Source organism: Rossellomorea vietnamensis, from assembly GCF_008180615.1.
In the GTDB taxonomy this organism is placed as follows: domain Bacteria; phylum Bacillota; class Bacilli; order Bacillales; family Bacillaceae_B; genus Rossellomorea; species Rossellomorea vietnamensis_D.
In genome coordinates this window covers 19,145-40,274 of the sequence record NZ_VTEH01000027.1, presented here as the reverse complement: position 1 = coordinate 40,274, position 21,130 = coordinate 19,145, and the positions used below count along the sequence as shown (strand labels likewise).

General features: G+C 41.2%; 20 protein-coding genes and 1 pseudogene. 6 read left to right on the top strand and 15 right to left on the bottom strand.

Going from position 1 to position 21,130, the window contains the following annotated elements; all coding sequences use genetic code 11:
- The first annotated feature begins 1,140 nt into the window (after positions 1-1,140).
- Complete coding sequence (locus FZC79_RS21910) at positions 1,141-2,289, top strand: CapA family protein (protein WP_148948756.1); 1,149 nt, start codon at positions 1,141-1,143, stop codon at positions 2,287-2,289.
- 40 nt (positions 2,290-2,329) lie between these two features.
- Here the strand turns inward: FZC79_RS21910 and FZC79_RS21905 are convergent, their stop codons facing one another.
- The gene (locus tag FZC79_RS21905; RefSeq protein WP_148938884.1) at positions 2,330-2,590 is read right to left on the bottom strand and encodes a hypothetical protein; all 261 of its coding nucleotides are present in this window, start codon (positions 2,588-2,590) and stop codon (positions 2,330-2,332) included.
- Positions 2,591-2,747: 157 nt separating this feature from the next.
- On the opposite strand from FZC79_RS21905, the gene FZC79_RS21900 reads away from it, so the two are divergent.
- Positions 2,748-3,038 carry a HesB/YadR/YfhF family protein gene (locus tag FZC79_RS21900; RefSeq protein ID WP_148948755.1) on the top strand — a complete coding sequence of 97 codons (291 nt, stop codon included), beginning with the start codon at positions 2,748-2,750 and terminating at the stop codon, positions 3,036-3,038.
- Positions 3,039-3,078: 40 nt separating this feature from the next.
- Here FZC79_RS21900 and FZC79_RS21895 read toward each other — a convergent pair whose 3' ends face one another.
- The 10 genes from FZC79_RS21895 to acnA all read right to left on the bottom strand — a co-directional run bounded on the left by FZC79_RS21895 (position 3,079) and on the right by acnA (position 13,827).
- Complete coding sequence (locus FZC79_RS21895; RefSeq protein ID WP_148948754.1) at positions 3,079-5,907, bottom strand: ATP-binding protein; 2,829 nt, start codon at positions 5,905-5,907, stop codon at positions 3,079-3,081.
- Complete coding sequence (locus FZC79_RS21890; RefSeq protein ID WP_148948753.1) at positions 5,900-6,271, bottom strand: response regulator transcription factor; 372 nt, start codon at positions 6,269-6,271, stop codon at positions 5,900-5,902. The genes FZC79_RS21895 and FZC79_RS21890 overlap by 8 nt, the downstream gene beginning before the upstream one ends.
- Before the next feature lie 14 nt (positions 6,272-6,285).
- Positions 6,286-7,905 (bottom strand): diguanylate cyclase, encoded by a 1,620-nt coding sequence (locus FZC79_RS21885; RefSeq protein ID WP_148948752.1) that lies wholly within the window; start codon positions 7,903-7,905, stop codon positions 6,286-6,288.
- Positions 7,906-8,271: 366 nt separating this feature from the next.
- Complete coding sequence (locus FZC79_RS21880) at positions 8,272-8,574, bottom strand: hypothetical protein (RefSeq protein ID WP_148948751.1); 303 nt, start codon at positions 8,572-8,574, stop codon at positions 8,272-8,274.
- Positions 8,575-8,866: 292 nt separating this feature from the next.
- Complete coding sequence (locus FZC79_RS21875; RefSeq protein ID WP_148948750.1) at positions 8,867-9,283, bottom strand: acyl-CoA thioesterase; 417 nt, start codon at positions 9,281-9,283, stop codon at positions 8,867-8,869.
- Between the two features lie 100 nt (positions 9,284-9,383).
- Entirely contained in the window at positions 9,384-9,638 is a 255-nt protein-coding gene (gene tlp, locus FZC79_RS21870) for a small acid-soluble spore protein Tlp (RefSeq protein ID WP_148948749.1), read from the bottom strand.
- A gap of 37 nt (positions 9,639-9,675) precedes the next feature.
- A complete protein-coding gene (locus FZC79_RS21865; RefSeq protein WP_148938891.1) occupies positions 9,676-9,819 on the bottom strand; it encodes an acid-soluble spore protein N in 144 nt (47 codons plus the stop codon).
- A gap of 104 nt (positions 9,820-9,923) precedes the next feature.
- Positions 9,924-10,067 carry an FbpB family small basic protein gene (locus FZC79_RS21860; RefSeq protein WP_148948748.1) on the bottom strand — a complete coding sequence of 48 codons (144 nt, stop codon included), beginning with the start codon at positions 10,065-10,067 and terminating at the stop codon, positions 9,924-9,926.
- 306 nt (positions 10,068-10,373) lie between these two features.
- Positions 10,374-10,940 (bottom strand): peroxiredoxin family protein, encoded by a 567-nt coding sequence (locus tag FZC79_RS21855; RefSeq protein ID WP_252183433.1) that lies wholly within the window; start codon positions 10,938-10,940, stop codon positions 10,374-10,376.
- 178 nt (positions 10,941-11,118) lie between these two features.
- Positions 11,119-13,827, bottom strand: a complete 2,709-nt coding sequence (gene acnA, locus FZC79_RS21850) for an aconitate hydratase AcnA (protein WP_148948746.1) — start codon at positions 13,825-13,827, stop codon at positions 11,119-11,121.
- A gap of 329 nt (positions 13,828-14,156) precedes the next feature.
- On the opposite strand from acnA, the gene sspO reads away from it, so the two are divergent.
- The gene (gene sspO / locus FZC79_RS21845) at positions 14,157-14,306 is read left to right on the top strand and encodes a small acid-soluble spore protein O (RefSeq protein ID WP_113928536.1); all 150 of its coding nucleotides are present in this window, start codon (positions 14,157-14,159) and stop codon (positions 14,304-14,306) included.
- Between the two features lie 197 nt (positions 14,307-14,503).
- Here the strand turns inward: sspO and FZC79_RS21840 are convergent, their stop codons facing one another.
- Positions 14,504-14,761, bottom strand: a complete 258-nt coding sequence (locus FZC79_RS21840; protein WP_148948745.1) for a hypothetical protein — start codon at positions 14,759-14,761, stop codon at positions 14,504-14,506.
- Between the two features lie 247 nt (positions 14,762-15,008).
- On the opposite strand from FZC79_RS21840, the gene FZC79_RS21835 reads away from it, so the two are divergent.
- Positions 15,009-15,152, top strand: a complete 144-nt coding sequence (locus tag FZC79_RS21835; protein WP_148938895.1) for a small acid-soluble spore protein P — start codon at positions 15,009-15,011, stop codon at positions 15,150-15,152.
- A 535-nt stretch (positions 15,153-15,687) separates the two neighbouring features.
- Here FZC79_RS21835 and selA read toward each other — a convergent pair.
- Complete coding sequence (gene selA, locus FZC79_RS21830; RefSeq protein ID WP_148948744.1) at positions 15,688-17,115, bottom strand: L-seryl-tRNA(Sec) selenium transferase; 1,428 nt, start codon at positions 17,113-17,115, stop codon at positions 15,688-15,690.
- Positions 17,116-17,360: 245 nt separating this feature from the next.
- On the opposite strand from selA, the gene FZC79_RS21825 reads away from it, so the two are divergent.
- A complete protein-coding gene (locus tag FZC79_RS21825) occupies positions 17,361-17,747 on the top strand; it encodes a hypothetical protein (RefSeq protein ID WP_148948743.1) in 387 nt (128 codons plus the stop codon).
- 151 nt (positions 17,748-17,898) lie between these two features.
- Here the strand turns inward: FZC79_RS21825 and FZC79_RS21820 are convergent.
- A pseudogene (locus tag FZC79_RS21820) lies at positions 17,899-18,084 on the bottom strand (Rdx family protein); the annotation flags it as partial.
- Positions 18,085-18,296: 212 nt separating this feature from the next.
- A complete protein-coding gene (locus FZC79_RS21815; RefSeq protein WP_148948742.1) occupies positions 18,297-20,540 on the bottom strand; it encodes an AAA domain-containing protein in 2,244 nt (747 codons plus the stop codon).
- Between the two features lie 280 nt (positions 20,541-20,820).
- Between FZC79_RS21815 and FZC79_RS21810 the strand changes: the two genes are divergently transcribed.
- Positions 20,821-21,075, top strand: a complete 255-nt coding sequence (locus tag FZC79_RS21810) for a GlsB/YeaQ/YmgE family stress response membrane protein (RefSeq protein ID WP_148948741.1) — start codon at positions 20,821-20,823, stop codon at positions 21,073-21,075.
- Positions 21,076-21,130: the final 55 nt, after the last annotated feature.

Genomic DNA, 21,130 nt, shown 5'->3' with positions numbered 1-21,130 from the left:
TAAAATAGCATCCATCAATCTCATCCTTTGTATAAATTGCTAGGTCATACATTCTTGAGCGAGTATTTTTATACACGTGCTCTTGGCAACAATCGGCGGTTCTCATGAATATATTAGGTCGGTTTCGTAAACGGGGTCTAGCCACCAAAAAAGAGACGACCTCGGACCTGCATTAACAGGATGAACGGGATGATACATCATTAAACGTTTAAGCCTTCCATTTTCATTAATTGTGGTGTCTGGAAGGACATGGGGGTTTCGTAAACTTTGTTGCTATTTGATACTAATTCCAAAAATACCATATATAGAGGGATGAAAACTGGTCTGGTAACAGAAAAGAGCTACTCTCCCTCGATAATAGCGAAAACTCTTAGTATCCAGGGAAAAATCCGGCTCTTGAGATTTTTTCGAAAGCAGACATTTATAAACAGACTTAGCCTGTCGGAGTCAAATAAACTTTCTGGGTTGAGGAAAGGTACATTCTCAACTCATCGATGACTTTGAGCTCATTAATAGAGCGAAAAATCCCCCTTAATTTAAGGATAGCACCGAAAAACAGCTTGAATAGAGGGAGAAATTCCCCTTATTTAACAACAAATTGTACTCAAAGCTATGATTAACGGGAAAAACTCCCCTTATATAAAGAATTAATCGGAAAATAGTTAAAATAGAGGAAAAACATCTTTTAAAACACTAGTAAATAGCTGCTCTTTTTAATAAGCTCATCGCTAAAAGATTGTTGCTTTCGGATGGCTATTTGAATTTCTCCCCTTTCACGTAAGGGGATTGGAACGGAAGGCGTGCGACCTCCTGCGGGACTAACGGGCATCTAGTTCCTGCGCCTAGCCCCTCAGGGTCAAATAAACCGCCGCCTGGAGTGGAAATCCATTACTTTTCCACAGCCACAATCTATACGAAAACAGACATTATTTTTTATATTTTATGGTTTTGATGGCAGAGAAAGTCAATATAAATATTAAACAACCAATAAAAGCCTGATTAATAGAACGTGTAGAATAACCAGGAAATTCGACAGTATTTTTTTACAATTATCTGTTTATTAATGGACTCTCCAGCACTATAATGGATAAGAAGGACTATTTTACCGTTTAAATTAAGCAGAGAGAAGTTGGTTGAATAATGAACAAGAAGGTTTTATGGGGTTCAGCTTTAGCATTTATTTTAATCATTACTGCTTCAGCTTTGGTGCTGAGCCAGTTTAGGCAGGCAGAGGATACTTCAGATGCTGCCCGGACACACTCCCCGCACTCATCCATTCAAAGTACACTTAAGGAGAAATCGTATACAAGTCAGGCTGTTATCGGCGCTATCGGAGATGTTCTACTTCATAATACTGTCTATCAGGATGCTGAAAATGGAGGCGCTTACGATTTTATGCCAATGTTTAAAGATGTTGAAACATTCTTGCAAAGTCCTGACTTTATGATTGCCAACCAGGAATCTCTTCCTGGAGGTGCACACTTGGGCGTCTCAAGTTACCCTGCTTTCAACAGTCCCTACGAAATTGTAGATGCTCTGCAAAAACTGGGAGTAGATGCGGTAACTACTGCAAACAACCATACATTGGATAAAGGTGCGAAAGGTGCGCTGAGTGCCATATCTCATTATGAAGAAATAGGTATGCCTTATACCGGGTCTTTCAAGAGTCAGGAAGACAGGCAGAATATCAGAACCTTTAATGTGAATGGAATTTCTTTTGCATTGCTGGCTTATACATACGGGACGAATGGAATTCCTGTTCCTCAAGGACAGGATTACCTTGTAAACCTTATAGATTTGGATCTGATGAAGAATGATATACACAAAGCAAAGGAACTAGGGGTGGACATGGTAGTACTGGCTGCCCATTGGGGTAATGAATATGAGAGATATCCCAGTGACAACCAGAAAATGCTTGCCCGTGAACTGACTGATGCAGGGGTGGATTTGATTATCGGCCATCACCCGCATGTACTGCAGCCCATCGAAAAGGTGACAACCAAAGATGGACGTGAAGCTGTCGTTATATATTCATTAGGAAATTTCCTGTCCGGCCAGGACGGTGAGCTGAAGAACATTGGCGGCATCGCAAATGTTACGGTGCAGAAAGTGATCGATGAAAACGGAAAACGAATCACGTTTCCGGAAATTAGCTTTCAACCTACATTTGTCACTCAGTCTCAGTATAAAAATTACCGTATACTTCCTCTTGATGCAGCACATCAAAGCGGATTGGTTTCTTTCCCCGAAGAGGAAATGGTCTCTCATGTGATGAGTATTGAGCAGTAACTGATAAAAATCCTGCCTGGATAAAGGCAGGATTTTTGTCTTAATGAGGAGCAGGAAACAGAACATGGTGGAACATCACAGCTGTAATAGCCAGTAACGCCAGTATAAAAACTGCTGACGTAAAGGCTTTTTTCAAGCCTTTTTGGAAAAGCCAGAGCAATACAGCATATAAACCAGCTGTTGCAGCAATGAACCCAAGTGCTTCCATTCTATAATCAGGCTTCAGCTGCAGGAACGTCATGATGGTCAAGCCGCCGAATATACCTGCCCCTATAATGATAAGAAGTTTCAGGTTGCTCAATCTTTTCAACTCCTTTTTCATTTATGTATTAGTATTAAAGATAACACGGAGAGTATGCCCTCTTCCAATCATTTCACTTCTATGAGCCGATGATTGGCTGAAGAAAAGGAAAACATCATATAATAGACGAAGACAGCGAAAAGAAAGGAGTACAACGATGAATATTTCTTTTTCCGATGAAGCGTTGAAGTGGTTTAAGGAAGAAATGGATATTGAAGAAGGGGATTTCGTCCGTTTCTATGTACGGTATGGCGGGTCAAGCCCCCTGCACGAATCGTTCTCTTTAGGGGTTAATAAAGAAGAACCCATTGATATGGGTTCTAAAGAAGAAGTGGACGGAACGACCTTCTTTGTAGAAGAAAATGACCTATGGTTCTTTTTGGAGCATGATCTCTACGTTAATTTTAATGAAAAACTGCATGAACCCTCATATGAATACAAGAAATAAAAGAAGTGAAGGCCGGATTACACCGCCTTCACTTCTTTCTTTACTTCTTCAGATTTTTCAAGACCATATTGGTTAACTTGCTTGGTGAGTAAGGTTTCACAAGGAACCCATCAGCTCCGAGTGCCAACACCTTTTCCCTTTCATCGAGGGCAGTTGAGACGAATATCTGGATGTCCCTGAGCCCGGGGTCTGCCTTAACTGCCTGGAGAATATCAAGACCATCCATCTGGGACTTGCTTAACATAATATCCAGAATGATGGCATCCGGCGAATTTACTTTTATAAACTTCAATGCTTCTTCACCATTCGAAAAAGTCTTGATGATAAAACCACTCTCCGCCAGTTCATTAGACAGCAGGGAAGCCAGCTGCTGATCGTCTTCCACAACTACAATCCGCCTTCCTTCTGCATCAGAAAAGTAAGACTCTGAGTCTGTTTCAGCCATGCCTGAAACCTTTGGAAGAATAACGGTAAATGTACTTCCTTTGCCAAGCTCTGTTTTCAAAGAAATATCTCCATCATGAGCTTTTATAATCTCTTTGGCAATAGCAAGACCCAGACCCGTTCCACCGATTTTTCTTCTGTCTGAATTATCAACACGGAAAAATTTCGTGAAAAGGTTTGGCACGGCATCTTCCGGCACGCCAAGTCCTTCATCAGCAATTGAAATATGCAGATCATCTGAGACTGTTTTCAATTGAACTGTTATATTCCCGCCTTCTGGCGAATATTTAACTGCATTTTGTATTAAATTTTGAAATACTTGAACTAGTTTATCCCTGTCTCCCAGGACATTGTCCTTTCCTGAATCGCTGACAAATTGGATATCGTGGATATCTGTATTGATTTTTATACCTTCTATCACTTTTTTCAAGATAGGAGAAAGCTGCTCGTACTTTTTATCGTAAGTCTGCTTCCCTGATTCCATCCTTTGCACATCCAAAAAGTCATTGATAAGCGCAGTCAGCCGGTTTGCTTCCTGGTAAATAGTATTCAAGTATTTCTTCTGTCTTTCAGGTTTCAGTTCCCGGTTAATCAACAGTTCAGTATAACCAAGGACACTTGCAAGCGGAGTTCGCAATTCATGGGAAACGGTACTCACCAGTTCATTCTTCATCTGGTCCGCCTCATATTCTTTCGTAATGTCTCTGTGAACCAGTACCCACCCGGAAAGGATTTCATGTCTATATAATGGTTCAGCGTATACCTGAATCATCTTCGATTGGCCGTTAACAAGCTTGTATTGAGTCTGCTTGGAAACACCAGCCTCACTGGTGAACAAGTTATTAACAAAGCTTAAAAGCTCCTCAGGTCTTTCCACCATATCCCTTATTGCCTCAAACCATTGAGAGAACATTTTTTCTATTTCTTGTTTCGGGTTGCTGCACCCATAAATAGAACAAAAAGTATCATTGATATGAAGGATTCTTCCTTTTACATCGAGGAGCTGGATCCCTTCATGGATAGTATTCAAGATATCGTTATTCATGATCCGGTCTGCTTCTGAGGTTTCAAATACTTTGATCTTTTCTAACGAGATCGAGACCTGTTTTGACAAAGAAAAATACTCTTCTATCTCTTCAGCAGAATATCCTTCAGAAAAGCGTGTAAAGACCATAACCGCTTCAATATCTCCCATATGTGATAAAACAGGAAGATACAAATCCCAGCAAGGTTGTTCTTCATAATGAATGCCTTTTTCTTCCCTCGGAATTTTTCTTTTAATCACGAAACCTTCTTTTTCCTCTTGTAACCTGTCGACAATCCCGTAACTAAGGGAGCGGATGAATTGTCCTGCCCCTTCATCCGATACTCCCCATTTTGCGAAAGTCTTCTCTGCATCCAGAACCACTATCATACCCCGGTCGGCATGAAGCACGCCTGAAAATCCTCTTACAATAGAGTTCAGCACTTTTTGTTTGTCCAAGGAATTCGAAAGGCTGTTGATGAGTTCATTACGGTGTCGAAGCTGATTTTCTCGATTCTCCATTTGTCCGAGAAGGTTTTCCAATTCGAACTGCTGTGCCTGCAATTCTTCCTGCTGTTCAGAAAGCTCATCATTATTGTCTATCAAACGCTGCTCATTTTCCTTAATAGAAGAAAACATTTTGATGAAACTGGTTCTCAGGACAGCTATTTCGTCATCTCTCTTATCCTGCGTTAAGTCGATAGTTGACTCCTGTCCATTGCTGACTGCGTCTGCCGCAATGGCCAGCTCCCTCAAAGGTTTTCCGATTCGGTTCAAGCTTATCCGTGTAATGGATAACAAGACAATAAGCATGAATAATACAAACGCGAACATGCCCCATTGCATTTGTTGGTGAAGAGAAGCAAGCTTGACACCATTGGCTTCTACTTGTTCATCCAAACTTAATCGATATTTGTTCAAATTTTTCTGAAAGGTTTCTAACTGAGATGTGGCAGAGCTATTGGCTCGGTTCGCAATGGCTTCGGTATTCCCCTGTTCATAGTCTTCAATAGTAGGTGGAAGCAAGTCATAGAAATAAGTTGTATAGTAAAAGTTCATTTCCTGCAGTTTGGATTGCTCTTCTTTTGTAAGCGGCAGATTGCTGAACAACTCAATATTTCGCTGTATTTCTTCCTGCTGGCTCAATGCGCTATTTCTCAGCCTGTCATTACCAAAAGCGATATATCCCCTCATATCCAGAAAAGCCTTATTGAAACCTTGATCAATCTTAATAATAATTTCTTCTTTTTCTTCAGATAGTTTATTTTGCTTCTCGAAATCCTGCTGAATATGAAATTGTATATAGAGTATGATGCTTGCCCCTATGAGGAACAGAATGATAAATAAAAACATCAGGTAGGCAAACCGCCTTGATAAACTTGTTTGAAAGTAGTTATTCATCTTCTGTTAAAATTTCCTCCACTTTTTTCACAAGCAGCATCGGGCTGAAAGGCTTAGAAAGGAAATAGTCTGCGCCCGCTTCCATGATCATCCTTTCATCAGACTTCTGGCTCTTGGCTGTCAGCATCATGATTTTTGTGTTTTTATTTATACCGCCGGTCCTTATAGTGCTTATGACCTCTAATCCCGTTTTGGCAGGCATCATATAATCGAGTAATATGAGATCGAATTTTTTCGAGGAAGCCAGAGCCTCTGCTTCCTCTCCGTCGCATGCCTCGTGGATTTCGTAGCCTTCATCCTCAAGGGTGTCGAGGATAAGGGAACGAAGGACATCTTCATCTTCGGCTAGTAGTAATTGCTTCATTGCTGCACATCTCCCTATGAATGGTCCGTCAATTTTTTTAGATAAAAAAGAATCTTATTTTCGAGTGATTGAATCGAAAAAGGCTTAATGACATAATCTGCCACACCTAATTCGATGGCTTGTATCATCTCTGTCTTTTTTGTTTCTGCTGAAAGCATCAGAACCGTAAAGGGATTGAAATCGGCTTGTTTCATTGTTTCGATCCCGCTCATTCCGTCCATAAAGATGTTTAGCAGGACCATCCCTTTCTGGTTTTGATTTATCCAGCCGCTTTCCAGAAACTGCTCTCCGCTTTCAAACTTGGAAATTTCAATGGGTAGATTATGGTCAGAAGCGGTCTGCTTGATTGTATTAGCAAGCAGGACCTGCATGATGGGATCATCCTCCAGAAGAGCCACTGAAACAGCTTTATGAGAAGAGGACATGCTCCGGTCGAAAACTGTCACTTGGCTTCTTCCGTTTTCTTTAGATCGATAAAGAGCAAGGTCTGCCATATCCAGCCAATAAGAAAGTGAAGTCGAGACGTAGGCATCCACCTCAACTATGCCGGAGGAGAAAGTACAAGTAAACTCCTGGCCTCCTTCTGCCTCGAACGCAAAGGCAGAGAACTCATTTAGTATTTTCTCTAGGCGCTCTTTTCCTTTTTGAGCAGAAATTCCAGGAGAAAGCAGCACAAATTCCTCCCCTCCATACCTGACGAGAACTTCTTCGGGCTTTATTCGCTTTTGGACAAAGCGTGAGAACTCTTTCAAGACGGTATCTCCAGTCAGGTGGCCGTATTGATCGTTCACATTTTTGAAGTAATCGAGATCCAGGAACGCAATGGAAAGCGCCAGTTCTTCTTCCCACTGCTTGGCACATAACTGTGTAAAGGAGTTGCGCAGGTATTTGCGGTTATATAATCTAGTCAATTCATCCACAAGAATTAAATGATCGACAAATCCTTTTCTTTCGATTTGCCTATTTACCCTTATAAAAAGCTCTTCCAGCAAGAAGGGCTTTTGTATAAAATCATCCGCGCCTTTTTGATAACTTTCCATGCGCAGACTGTCTGAATTGTTTTCAGCCATCATTACTACAGGTACATACTGTTTTTGTACAGTTTTGGTAATATGCGATAAGGTGTCGAGCCCATTTTGATCACCGAGGAATATATCAAGAAGAATACAGTCAGGTTTCACATCATATAACGCTGATATGGCTTTATCAGCATCCGTAAACCCGAAAACATGAAATCCTCTCTTTTCAAGATAATCCTTAACAAGCATGAGAAAGCTTGTATCATTTTCGACCAAAAACACAATTTTTCTTTTTTCATTGATATCTGCCATCATGGGGAAATCAATTTCATTTTCATACTCAAACTGATAGCACTCTTTCAGAAGAGGTGAGATAATGTCCTGGATACTCTTTCTGTTCCAGCCGGCCTCCCCCCTCCTGTCAACTATTTTCATAGACTCCGATGCGAGTCTGCCAATTTTCTCAAGGTCAATTGTGGGGGCAGTTCCGCTGATAGAATGAAAAAACCTCCTCACTTCGGATGAATCGATTTCATCGTTAGAACTAAGCCATTCTGATAATTTTTTCCTGATATTATCAATAAGTTTGTGCTGGTAAACTTTCATTTTAGTCATATACTACTCCAGTAATAAATTTAATAGATAAGTAGAACGTACTATTATTATGATGGTAAGTCAATATGTCATTTTTCGACAAATTTTCTTTAGTAAGCAGCCTTGGCTCTGATTGTGATCATGCTATAGAAACTTTTTATTTGAATAGGAAGAGAGTCTCTTTTTTCTCTGCCAGGTTAGAACAGGCGAATAATGGCTCTGTATTCGAAGATTAAGATTATAATTGAACGAATGAGAAAGAGAAGAACCATGCATTATGACTTCACACGGAAGGAGACTAGAAGCTGTGATTTCCATATAATGTAGAAAACAGAGCTTCCAAGGCATCCTTAAGGAATTATTGAATGAATATTAATGAGGAAATTTTCAACGGAAAAATCGGGTTAAATGAGTGTGAAGATTTTCTCTCTCAAGGATAAGTTTTTGCTTTTCTCCTAAGAGATCGAAGTGTGGGTAGTCCTTTTTGCGATCATCAATCCATTCCCTCTTTAATCCGTATTGCTTTCCCCACTCTGCAAGTGCCTCTATATCCTTTGCTCCTGCCTTCGTAACAGTTTTGCATCCGGGAAACCGTTCATCCAGCCAAAAATGGGTAAGAAAGGCTATTTCTCCATTGTCGATATCTTTTTTCCACTTTTTCAAATCTGCTCTGTTAATCCCAAATGCCATGTTCATCTAACCTCTTTTATTAGCGCCCTTTTCGCAAAGATTGTGCTGCTTTAATAGTAAGGGATTTCCGCTCCAAGCGCCCTGCTCAGACCCGACAGGCAAATGTTCCGCATCGAAAAAAAGGCGGTCTATCCTTTTATTCGATGCGGGTTATTTGACCCCTAGGGGCTAGGCGCTGGAACTAGACGACCGCTATTCCCGCAGGAGATCGTACGCCTTCCACTCCAATCCGTACGTAAAAAGGTTAGGAGGGGGGAATTATTTAAAAGCAACAATCTTTATTAAAGAGCCTTTATTTTTTTGCCTTCTCGTATGCTTCATGCCAGTCAGGAAATTGTCTCTTTACTGATATCGGCCGGAACGAATCTTTTTTAACACAAACATGCTTAGAATTAGCCGTAACAGAGAGTGCTCCTTGTTCATTTAAAATCTCATACCCGTATGTAACCCTTAATCCATCGTAAGACTCTATCCATGTTTTAACGATGGCTTCTTCACCGTACCTTACTGGGCTTTTATAGCTGATTTCTATATCTATGACAGGGGAAATAATTCCTTCCTTTTCCATATCGGCATATTTAAAACCCAGATCTTCTATTAGCTTGGTTCTCCCCAATTCCATCCATACTAAATAGTTTGCATGGTAAACGACTCCCATTTGATCTGTTTCCGCATATCTTACTTCTATCTTTTTCTCTGATATGTACATTAAAAATCACCTTATCCTTATTGATTATTACTAACAAGTTTATCATATTTGCTGCTCTGCCCATAGAAGAAGCTGCCGGGACTTTTCCGGCAGCTTGAGTTTATTGGTACTGATTATTTTGACCGTTTTTTTGAAAAGCGGCTTCGTCCTTGATTTCACTTCTGAACGCATCTAAGCTTTCACGTCTGCGCTCATTTTTAGCTTGAATCGATTGAATTTGTTCTTCACTGTCAGTATAAGCCATCGATTCTTCAGCTCTTTCCATATTTTGAATCGTATGGAACACCTTGCTTTGAAGTTTTTCTACATTATCACTGCGGTCATCCGGGTTTGGACGGTTCTGTTGTTCAGCCATGTTGGTTCCTCCTTTTAATAAGGGTTAATCTTTGAAGTCATTCACCTTTTGTCTGAATTACCTGGGCGTGCTTCCCTGACTTGTCCTGCATTTGCTTTCCCTTATTTCCACCAGCTTCACGAGGCTGGGTTCCAAGATGATTCGGTACGAAATGTTCACTGTTTCGTTTTGGGTTGCTCATAAAAAAATCCCTCCCTTAGTCATTAGAATTTCCAAAGGGAGGGAAGATATGAGTGTACTTTCATTAGTTATTCCTGCCTGCAATGGCAAAAGAATGCTATTGGGTTATTCAGCTTTATCCATTCGCTTGATTTCCAATCTTGATTCAATTTTTTCTTCAATGGCATTAATCGCTTCTGCATCCATCATCAAAGCTTGTTTATTTTCGTTTACCAGATCGGCGAATGACTTTTTCCTGGGTTTTCGCATGATTTTTACCTCTCTTCTGTGATAGTTTACTTCTATTATGGACATACACTGCCGGAATTATAATTAATTTTCTAAAATTTTTAAAAAGCGGGGGTTTTCGGATAATGTAATTGTTCCTATGGAAATGATTTGGAGCATTCTTCGAGTAGAACTCATCGAAGTGCGAGCTGGATAAAAGGAAATGGTCGGAGGCAGAGATTTGCTCGCTTGATTGCAGCCGTTATAAATGTAATGGTTTTCCGCTCATGCTCACGGTCTTGGGGGCAGTTGAGCGCTGAAACCGTAATGGGGTGTCACCATGTCCTATCATTGAACAAACACATGAAAACCTTCTTCGTCCAGAGCACCGATATGCTTGTTAATTATGAATCCTTCTTCATCTATCAGCACAGTGGTCGGTATGGAGATCACTCCATATTCAGTGTTCACTTTATCATCTGCATCTAAAAGAACCGGAAAAGAAATTCCAGCTTTCTCTGCAAATTCCTTTGCACGATCTTCAGGGTCAATGTTGATTGATATCACTTCTACCCCTGAGCTTGCTTTGTTAAACGCTTCAAGAGCAGGGAGCTCCTTAGTGCATGGAGCACACCAAGCCGCCCAAAAGTTTACTAATACTTTTTTCCCCTTATAATCCGATAAATAAATTGATTTCCCTGATAAAGTTTTCAAAGAAAATTCCGGTGCAAGTGTTCCTATTTCTGAGCCGTTAAGCCTTCTCGCTTGTGTCACCGGTACACTGTTCACAGCTATTCTTTCCGCTATTTCCACTTCACTGCCGCTCCATATTTCAGTAGAAAAAAGTGAAGTGTTTTCTAAGTAAATGACGAATACGAATGAAATCATCAACATTAATCCAATCGACTTCTTCATTGACAAGCCACGCCCTCCATAAGGTTATTACTTCATGTTATGAAGGCTTGTCTATTTTTATTAGTCGGATTGGTGATTACATCTGTGAGGCAGCCCAACTATTCTTACATATCACACATTTAGTGTAATAAAAAAAAACACCCGTCTCCATGTGGAGTACGGGTGCATTTTGGTCCTGTTATGCTTTAAGTTTATCACGCAATACCATTTGCAGAATACCGCCGTGACGATAGTAATCAACTTCAACTTCAGAATCGAAACGAACTAGTGCTTCGAATTGAGTTTTGTTGCCATCTTCGTCAGTTGCAGTAACTTTCACGACGTCGCGAGGTTTAACATTATTAGTCAGATCTACAGAGATTGACTCTGTACCTTTCAATCCAAGTGTATCTGCATTTTCGTCCCTCTTGAATTGAAGCGGAAGAACGCCCATCATTACAAGGTTGGAACGGTGGATACGCTCATAGCTTTCTGCGATGACCGTCTTGATGCCAAGCAGGTTTGTACCTTTAGCTGCCCAGTCACGGGAAGAGCCCATACCGTAGTCTTTACCTGCTAGTACTGCCAGGCCGATTCCTTGCTCTTTGTACTTCATGCAAGCATCGTACATTGCCATGACTTCATCTTCAGGCCAGTATGTTGTATATCCGCCTTCGGTTCCAGGAGCGATGCGGTTACGGATACGAATATTGGCGAACGTTCCGCGCATCATCACCTCGTGATTGCCTCGGCGTGAACCATACGAGTTGAAATCGCGAGGCTCTACACCTTTGCTTCGCAAATGTTTACCAGCAGGTGTATCCTTACCGATTGCACCGGCAGGCGAAATGTGGTCTGTTGTTACAGAGTCACCGAACTTACCAACAATTTTCAGTCCGTCTAAGGCTTGGATATCCTCAGGAGTCTCAGCCAATCCTTCAAAGAACGGAGGATTTTGGATATAAGTTGATTCATCATCAAAGCTGTATAAAGGTTCGTTGCTCGTCTGGATTTCATTCCAGCGCTTGTTATCATTGAATACATTTTCGTACTCTCTGCGGAACAATTCAGGCGTTACAGTGCGTTTCACAACTTCCTTCACTTCATCCTGTGTAGGCCAGATATCTGCAAAGAACACATCATTGCCATCTTTATCTTTTCCAAGTGAATCTTTTTGAAGGTCGATATCCACTGTACCTGCAAGAGCATAGGCTACCACCAATGGAGGTGAAGCAAGGTAGTTTGCTTTTACCAGCGGATGGATACGTCCTTCGAAGTTACGGTTACCGGAAAGAACTGAAGTAAGAAGCAGATCAGCTTCCGCAACAGCTTTCTCGATTTCAGGGCGTAATGGTCCTGAGTTACCGATACATGTAGTACAGCCGTAACCTACAAGGTTGAAACCTAGCTTTTCAAGCGGTTCAAGCAGCCCGGAATCTTCAAGATAACCTGTAACTACTTTTGAACCAGGAGCTAATGAGGTCTTTACATAATCAGGCACAATCATGCCTTTCTCTGCCGCTTTTTGAGCTACAAGACCTGCACCGAGCATAACGTAAGGGTTGGAAGTGTTCGTACAAGAAGTAATCGCCGCGATTCCGATACCGCCTGTAGGAATTTTTACTTCTTCGCCATTCTGGTTTGTATAGTTGGCTGTCTTTTCGATTTCTTCAGCATTAAGGCCGAAACCTTGGTTTCCTTCTGGATTAGTGATTGCTTCATGGAATGAAGGCTTCATTTCAGAAAGCGGGATCAAATCCTGAGGACGCTTTGGACCTGAAAGGTTTGGCTCAATTTCAGACAAGTTGATCTCTACAACATCCGTATAGAAAGGCTCCTCTTTATCAGGAGTGAAGAACATATCGTTTTCTTTCAGATACTGTTCCACAACGTTGATGTGTTCTTTTGAACGGCCCGTTAATCGCATATAGTCAAGAGACTCTGAGTCAACCGGGAAGAATCCGCAAGTTGCGCCGTATTCAGGCGCCATATTGGCAATTGTCGCACGGTCAGCAAGAGGAAGTGTCGCCACCCCTTCACCGAAGTACTCGACAAATTTGCCGACAACACCTTTCTGGCGAAGAACTTGAGTTACTTTAAGAGCCAGGTCTGTTGCAGTAGCACCGTTTGGAAGAGCGCCTGTCATTTTCACACCAATTACTTCAGGAATCGGGAAGTATGAAGGCTGGCCAAGCATTCCTGCTTCTGCCTCAATACCGCCTACGCCCCATCCAAGTACACCGATTCCATTGATCATCGTTGTATGGGAATCCGTTCCTACAAGTGTATCAGGGTATGTTTCAAATTCGCCGTCTTCATTTTCGACTGCGTGAACTACATTTGCAAGGTACTCCAGGTTAACCTGATGGACGATACCGGTTGCAGGCGGAACTGCACGATAGTTTTTAAATGCTTTCTGAGCCCAGCTTAAGAATTGATAGCGCTCTGCATTTCGTTCAAATTCAAGGTCCATATTTACTGCCAAAGAATCGGCAGTTCCATATTTATCTACCTGCACAGAGTGGTCGATTACCAGGTCAACAGGAATTTCCGGGTTGATTTTATCAGGGTCTCCACCGATATCAGCCATCGCTTTACGCAATGAAGCCAAATCTACTACGGCAGGAACACCTGTGAAGTCTTGAAGGATTACACGTGAAGGCTTGAATGGAACTTCCGCCTCCTGCACTTCTGCAGAACCCCAGTTTGCAAGGTTTTCTACATGTTCTTTGTTGATTACACGGCCGTCAAATTGACGCAGTACAGATTCAAGCAGTACCTTAACAGAGTAAGGTAAACGTGAAACTTTGGCTACGCCTGCCTCTTCTAATGCTTTTAAACGATAATAATGATAGCGTTTCCCTGCTGCTTCAAATGAAGAACGGGAGTTAAATACGTCTTTCGCCATCTCGATTCCCCCTCTTAGAGATTGTTACGATTTTTACGTGCGCTGAAAAGTTTGATTCTGTTTTTCAACTTTGTTCACATTAACATCTTAATACAAGCGATTACATAAGTAAATATCAAGAAAGTTATTGTGTTTGATAAGTTTTTCTTATGAGTTAATCACCTTAGCACGTTATTGTCTTTGTAAATGCTGATAAACCACGGTCCTTGTGGAAATAATCAGATTTCTATGCGGCTCACTTATTATGCTGAGAAAGTAAAATGAAGGCCTCATTGCTAATAGGATTGCCTTCCCCTGGAAAAGATAAAGTGTAGGGGGAGGTGACTTCAATGGCTAAAAGAAAAGCAAATCATATCCGTGAAGGCATGAATGCTGCCAAAGCTCAAGGAACTGGAGCTGGATATAACGAAGAGTTTTCAAATGAACCTTTGACTGCCGCACAAAAACAAAACAACAAAAAGCGCAAGAAAAACCAATAATCAAACAATTTCAACTATATAGTAACAAATTAAGCCGCTGTTACTCAATTGAAAGGCCTTGCAATCGCGAATAAAAATGCTGCAGCAGCAGGAAGGGTCTTTAAGTTATAAATAAGTCTAACTATTTTGCAACTTAAGTTCTACGACAAAAAAAGGAGTGTCCATGATGTTCATGGATACTCCTTTTTTAATTGAGATCAGTCCTGGTTAACCTGCTGCATAACAGAAGATAAATCAGCCCTCATCTTTTCAAGCTGTTCGCGCTGATGTTCAGAGGCTGTTTCTAAGGCGTTTTCAATCTGCTGGTACGCCTCGTTTACTTCATTTTTCAAGTGTGCCAGCTGGTGACCGTAATCAGCACCATCCAGTACTAGCTCATTTACAGCATCCTGTACTTGTTCATGACCCTGCTGTGCAGCTTGAAATGCTTGCTGCTTATCTTTATGATACGGCATATTGTGTCATCTCCTTAAGATAAATAATCCTAAGTTATGTTTCCCTTGCAAATCAGAAGCTATACATCAGGCAGAACCTGAGTATCATACTGCAGCTTCAAGATAGTCAGCAAACTTGAAATCACTGTTTAGGCTGCAGTCAAATATCTCTAAACTTAATTTACTGCTAGACAGCAGATCAACTAGAAATTGATGGATGTATACGCGAATCAAAAAATCCGCATTCTATCTTTAGGAGGGATGCTATATGAACAAAAATGATGGAAAAGATATGCGCCGCAACACAACTAAAGGACAGCCAACAGGACAGCCAGAACCTTTAAGCGGATCAAAAAAGGTTAAAAACCATAATCATACAAGACAAAAACATAATCAGCATCATGATATGTAACTAAAAAAACGCAAGTCCCCCCTCTCAGCCCGGGAGGAAAATGACCCCAGGAGGAAAAAGAAGTCTTTCTTTTATTCTCCTGGGATAACGGGATGAAACCCTCCCCCACTTTCAGCCAAAACCACCAGTTTAAACTGGTGGTTTTGGCTGAAAAACGTGGAGAAATAAGCGGAGAAATTCCGCTTATTTAAGTTATATCTTGTAAAAATAGGTAATAAGCGAAGAAATTCCGCTTATTTGTAAAAAAGATGCAAAAATAGTTCGTTTCGCTGTGCTTAAGCGGAAAAATTCCGCTTATATACCTTAAATCACATTCAATTCTTAAGCTTAACCGGAAAAACTCCGCTTATTTTAGCCTTTCTTAATGCCAATCAGCAAGGATACCTCCCCTCCTGCTGAAATGGCATGTAGTGATAAGTAACCGGCTTTTTGTATAGAAAGAGGATGTTCTATACAAAGCTATAAGTTCTCTGGAACCCCCGCATAGCCAGGGGTTTTCAAGACCATCAAAAAAAGTCCCCTTCACCAGGGGACTTTAAATATTTAACGAATTTTCTAACTGCCTGTCCAGCTCCAACAGGGATTGGCAGATAACTGGGATCTCGGTCTGGTCAGCAGTTCTAAAGTCCAGCAGGAATTCGTCCCGCTGTATTCTTCCGATTATCGGCGTTGCTGCTTTTCGCAAAGCTTTTTCCAATTGAGATGCATCCAGGCTTGTATGTTTTAAGGAAAGCACGTATGTATCCAGTTCTACATCCGGCATTGTCCCCCCGCCCACCTGGCTCTTTGCTGGTTTGACTTCAGCAGAAAAATGATCCGACCTGTCTTTTAGGTAGGAGATTACCGTTTCTGCTGTCTTTTTTACTTCTTCTGCATGCAGCAAAAGTGACCGATAAGCAGGGATATTGCTTTCTTTTCCTTTTAGATAGTCAATCAAAGTGCCTTCCAGAGCCGCCAGCGTCATTTTATCGACACGCAGGACACGTGCAAGCTGATGCTTTTTCAAGATATCTATAATTTCTTTTTTACCGGCAATGATCCCTGCCTGGGGTCCTCCGAGAAGTTTATCGCCGCTGAACGAAACGAGGTCAGCTCCTTTGGAAATGACGTCCTTGACCAAGGGTTCAGATCCAATATTATGTTTCTTTAAATCATAGAGCATGCCGCTGCCAAGATCTTCATAAAAAATTACCTGTTCATGGCTGGATGCCAATTGAACCAAATCCTCAGTCACTGCTTCTTCAGTAAAACCTTTAATGACGAAATTGCTTCTATGCACCTTCATCACCATGGAGGTATTTTCGTTTATTTTTTCCTCGTAATCCTTCTTTCTCGTCTTGTTCGTGGTACCAACTTCGACCAGTGCTGCTCCGCTTTCCTCCATGATCGAAGAAACACGGAAGGAGCCGCCGATTTCAACCAGCTCCCCTCTTGAAACAATTACTTCTTTATTCTTGGCCAAAGCAGACAGAATCAAGAATACCGCCGCTGCATTATTGTTAACAACCATTGCTGCCTCTGCCCCGGTGGCTTCCTTAATAAGGATTTCAGCATGCTTGTGGCGGGACCCCCTCGATCCCTTCTCTATATCGTACTCCAAGTTGCTGTAGTTCCTCGCTATTTCCATTACATGATGAACAGCTGTCTCACTCAGCCTTGCCCTTCCTAGGTTCGTATGCAGGATCGTTCCGCTGGCATTAATCACCTTTGTTAAAGTGTAAGTGAATTTCTGAGAGGCGGCTTTTCCAGCTTGTTTGATTATATAGGCGTTCAGTTCTGTACTTCCCGGCATAGGACCGTCCCAAGAGCCATCTAAAATATTTCCCCTTATTCTGGCAACTTCCTCTTTTATAAGCTCTGTACCTTGTTCACTTGAGATATTTGATTCCCTTATCATTCCTTTAAAAACCGCATCTTGCTGGATTTCATGGATAGAAGGGATCTTTCTGAGCAAATCCTTCATAATACTTTCCTCCTGAATGAAAACACTGAATAATCCCCATTATACCACCCACACATCCTCTCCCAAAGAGAATAGACTGTTTAAAAGGATAGCGGTAAATTCATAACGTGTAACGCTGTAAGATCCTGTGCCCAGGACTTCCTCTTTTAACAGGGATAAACGAGCGGGAGAGACTTCCAGGATTTTATTGATGAGCAAACAGCAGACTGTTTATGGATTGCGCTTGAGGAAAGATGGAGGAAATCATGTCAAATGCGGGAGATGATTTTACATTAGAAGAATGGGAGCGCTGGATGAAAGACTGGCTTCTGGATCCTTATACAACAAAGCTGGATGAAACTCAATTCCGAGTAGACTTGTTTGATACCACAGATGCTTATATAGTGGAAGCGACACCATCCAATTTTACTATGCATGAAATAATCCTCGAAAAAAAAGAACAAACACTGTCAATACAGATTATGCCGGCAGAGGGAAACTCTAAGAGAGAAAGATCTCTTCAATTTCCCTTTTCTTTAAAAAATAATCCCATTCATTTGTATCCACGAAAAGGGTTTATAGAAATTCACATTTTGAAAACGCTTGATAAAAAGCCAGGACCTTCTATTATTCGATGTCAGGGACAATTTTGAAAAATGCCTAAACTCACAAATGAAGAGTGTGCTGATCTGACTCTTCTTGAGAATGGTTCTGGTATCCAGGTACTATTTTTATAGCATTCAAGGCATTCAAAATGAAAAACACAAAAAGGATTGGCTGGTCATCAGGCCAATCCTTTCTGAATTATTTACTCTCCATTTCTCTTATCGTGTCATCTATGTCAGGAAAAATTCCTGTTTCCAATTTTGAGTAAATTTTCTCGCCATTCACAGTCACCTCAAAAGCTCCGCCTGAGGAAGGAATCAATTTCATCTCTCCCAGATCTGACCGAAAATGGTTAAACAGTTCTTCCGCGAACCTCGCGGCTTTTGGCGCATAGTTTCATTGCATGCAAAATTCGATGGATACTGCAATTTTGTTCATAGGGCATTATCCTCCTTTTATTGATACGTCTTTTATTTATTGTATTACACGAAAATTCATTGTGCAAACCAACCTGTCCATTCAGAATACGGTTGACTTCGCCTCTTTTTTTGCAGGCACTCTCTCCAACGAGTTTATGCACATTATGTATTATTACCTTAATACAAACCCTCCACGTAAGCTGAAAAGAATCTACTGGAGAACACTCGTGGAATATAAGAAAATCCTTTGTTATTTGCAGTTCCTGGTTGAAGACTTCCAAACCATAACACTTTTTGGTCTAATCCGATAAATGGGTGTTTATACTCTCTTGAATCTAGTTGGAAGCTGGTAAGAGGAATCCCCTCTTTATGTTTACATAATATTTTTATTGTCTTGTAATTACTTCCCCTTTTTACTGCTGCCCATATTTCACCCGGGATATCTTCCACCTTCTCAAAGGACAAGATAATTTCGAATTTGGCATTATCAATATCTTTCAAGAGTTTTTCATTATTATTTTTCTCATACCACCGCAGCCTTTTTGTATGTACAGGGGAGAAAACAGAGGCATAATCCCTGTTAGATGTTTTGCCTTTCTTCTCCAAGTAATGGACCAGTTTGCGAACAGGCTTTTCCCCGCTAACATGCTTTTTAATGAATTGGTCATCACCGAGCAAAATAAATTTTCCCTTAGCCCTGGTTACAGAGACATTGATGAGCCTTCCGCTTTCCTTCTTGGTGAGCAGCGCACCCGCTTTTTCTTGAGGAAAGCTGTCCGTGATATCAAAAAGGATCATGTCCTTTTCAGAACCTTGAAATTTATGAACGGTAGATGCGAATATATCTGCTGTGATGGTTATATCTCTCTTGTTAAAAAAGATTGAGATTATGGTGTTCATCCACCTTGCCTGGGCACGGTACGGGGTTGCATACCCGATTGAAGAGATTCCCGAAGCATTGGCTGCCAGCATCAATTGTATTGCTGCCAGACTGTTCATGAGATTCCAGCGTGAACCACTATCCGTTATGCACCACGGCAGATGATCAATTACGGGCATCAATACAGCTGCCTGTTTTTCAAAAGGTGATTGATTTGAGATGCTGGCCCGTTGATGAAGTGTATCTGGATGATCACTGACTAGTGAGTGGTAAAAAAGTTCATTTGTAAATGCAGAAATATCAGGATGCATCCTTCTTTGAACAGGCAGGAGCATTAATTGAGGGTGACTTTGCCTTCTTTCCACCCAATCGGTTATCCCTGAAAGATGAAAGATATCCTGCTTGAGCCATTTTCCCACCAACCCATGCCTGGAAACAGCTATTGGAGGCAGCTGTTTGAAATCTCCGCAAATAATGACCCTTGTGCCAAGCGTTGCTGCAAAAGCAATCTGGGGAGCGTAAGCCATGCTGGCTTCATCAACGATGATCAAATCAAACTGGCTGTTGTAAATCAGTGGATCAGTGGCAGCTTTGGATAATGTGGTTGCAACTACCTTTGCCTCCTCTAAAAAAGCACCTTCCTTTTTTCTAAGCTTCTCCCTTACTTTTGCCAGCCCAACTTCTATTCTCGTCAGCTTAGCCGAGTCTGTTATATTAAAACGGTTCGAGAGCTTCTTTTTCAATATGGACCTTTTTTTTTCAAATTTACGTTTTCTTTCCCCGGTAATGCTATCTTCCAATTCTGCAAGCTTCGCTACATTCAACTCAGGATGAGAGTGAAGTTCTTCTTTTTCAGGATGACCATAGCGGATCACTTCTCCACCTGTCCATTTGTGCTTTTCCTGTAAGAAGCGGCACATTTCCAATGTTATTACATCAATAGCAGCATTACTGTGAGAAAGCAGAAGAATTTTGCGGTCATTTACATATTGATAGGCAGCAGCCCGGGCAAGATTGTAGGTCTTCCCTGTTCCCGGCGGTCCCCAAATATAGGTCACAGGATTATACTTGGACCTCAATACCGCTTCGTGTACAGTACTTTGCACTTTTTCTCTTGGATGAAAGGTTTGCTGAGGAGGATTCATTACGTTCTCAACTGTCTTCATTTTTGATGGGTCTTCTTCAATCTCTTCCAGCCTCTCAATTAATTTATTGAGAAGATCCCATGGTTCATTACGCATAATCCCTTTACCAATTTCAGCTCCTAAATCTAAGTCAAGTTCCGCAATGACATCCGTTCCTTCAGAGGAGAGGATGTTCCCTTCTGCTTTTTTACCGTTATATTCGAAAACAATTGAACCTCCGGCAAACAAGCTGGCCGGATAAGCCATGACGAGCCAGTAAACAGCTCCTCCTTCACTTGTGGCTAAATGCTGGCCCTTAAGAACAAGAATTCCTCTGCCTTCGTATTCTTTTAATGTCTGAATTTCAGCAATCAGGGCATTTTTCCATTGCTGAATCATTATTGCGGTTGACTTCATATGTTCGCTCCTAGCTCATTGTCTCTTTTTCATGGCTCTCTTCGAAACTTTGTTGCTATTGATATTAATTTCGAAAAAAACCCTATTACGGAGATGAAATATGGTTGAACCGAAAAGCAATGAGCTGCTCTTCCCCGCTTAGAGTTAAAACTCTCAGTATACGGGGATATCCGAAAACAACTAATTTCTTTACCCATAAACTCTTCAGGTTTAACCATAAGATGTTCAGTGTATATTTTATCTAAGAAATATAAAAATTATATCAAAGGAGGAATTTTAAATGGGATTCATTATGTATTTAATCGTCGGCGGTATCATTGGATGGCTTGCAGGATTGATTCTTGGAAGAGATGTACCAGGAGGCATTATCGGAAATATCATCGCTGGTATCATTGGTGCATGGCTTGGAGGGTTGCTTCTGGGAGACTTGGGGCCTGACCTTGCTGGTATCGCCATTATTCCTGCACTGATAGGTGCCATTATATTGGTCTTCCTGCTCAGCTTGATTATGAAAAGCATGAGGAAAAAGAGTTAATTACCTTTTCCCCCAGCTTTCACTACGCAACTAAACAGTTATGAAAAGAAAAACA

Bases quoted from the DNA above. Each gene is read 5' to 3' on its own strand.
- FZC79_RS21810 (WP_148948741.1), top strand. From the start codon at position 20,821: ATGGGATTCATTATGTATTTAATCGTCGGCGGTATCATTGGATGGCTT.
- FZC79_RS21860 (WP_148948748.1), bottom strand. From the start codon at position 10,067: ATGCGAAAACCCAGGAAAAAGTCATTCGCCGATCTGGTAAACGAAAAT.
- tlp (WP_148948749.1), bottom strand. From the start codon at position 9,638: ATGGCTGAACAACAGAACCGTCCAAACCCGGATGACCGCAGTGATAAT.
- FZC79_RS21855 (WP_252183433.1), bottom strand. From the start codon at position 10,940: ATGAAGAAGTCGATTGGATTAATGTTGATGATTTCATTCGTATTCGTC.
- FZC79_RS21875 (WP_148948750.1), bottom strand. From the start codon at position 9,283: ATGTACATATCAGAGAAAAAGATAGAAGTAAGATATGCGGAAACAGAT.
- FZC79_RS21865 (WP_148938891.1), bottom strand. From the start codon at position 9,819: ATGAGCAACCCAAAACGAAACAGTGAACATTTCGTACCGAATCATCTT.
- FZC79_RS21910 (WP_148948756.1), top strand. From the start codon at position 1,141: ATGAACAAGAAGGTTTTATGGGGTTCAGCTTTAGCATTTATTTTAATC.
- acnA (WP_148948746.1), bottom strand. From the start codon at position 13,827: ATGGCGAAAGACGTATTTAACTCCCGTTCTTCATTTGAAGCAGCAGGG.
- FZC79_RS21815 (WP_148948742.1), bottom strand. From the start codon at position 20,540: ATGAAGTCAACCGCAATAATGATTCAGCAATGGAAAAATGCCCTGATT.
- FZC79_RS21885 (WP_148948752.1), bottom strand. From the start codon at position 7,905: ATGACTAAAATGAAAGTTTACCAGCACAAACTTATTGATAATATCAGG.
- FZC79_RS21840 (WP_148948745.1), bottom strand. From the start codon at position 14,761: ATGCCGTATCATAAAGATAAGCAGCAAGCATTTCAAGCTGCACAGCAG.
- FZC79_RS21825 (WP_148948743.1), top strand. From the start codon at position 17,361: ATGTCAAATGCGGGAGATGATTTTACATTAGAAGAATGGGAGCGCTGG.
- FZC79_RS21880 (WP_148948751.1), bottom strand. From the start codon at position 8,574: ATGGCATTTGGGATTAACAGAGCAGATTTGAAAAAGTGGAAAAAAGAT.
- FZC79_RS21895 (WP_148948754.1), bottom strand. From the start codon at position 5,907: ATGAATAACTACTTTCAAACAAGTTTATCAAGGCGGTTTGCCTACCTG.
- selA (WP_148948744.1), bottom strand. From the start codon at position 17,115: ATGAAGGATTTGCTCAGAAAGATCCCTTCTATCCATGAAATCCAGCAA.
- FZC79_RS21890 (WP_148948753.1), bottom strand. From the start codon at position 6,271: ATGAAGCAATTACTACTAGCCGAAGATGAAGATGTCCTTCGTTCCCTT.
- FZC79_RS21835 (WP_148938895.1), top strand. From the start codon at position 15,009: ATGAACAAAAATGATGGAAAAGATATGCGCCGCAACACAACTAAAGGA.
- sspO (WP_113928536.1), top strand. From the start codon at position 14,157: ATGGCTAAAAGAAAAGCAAATCATATCCGTGAAGGCATGAATGCTGCC.
- FZC79_RS21900 (WP_148948755.1), top strand. From the start codon at position 2,748: ATGAATATTTCTTTTTCCGATGAAGCGTTGAAGTGGTTTAAGGAAGAA.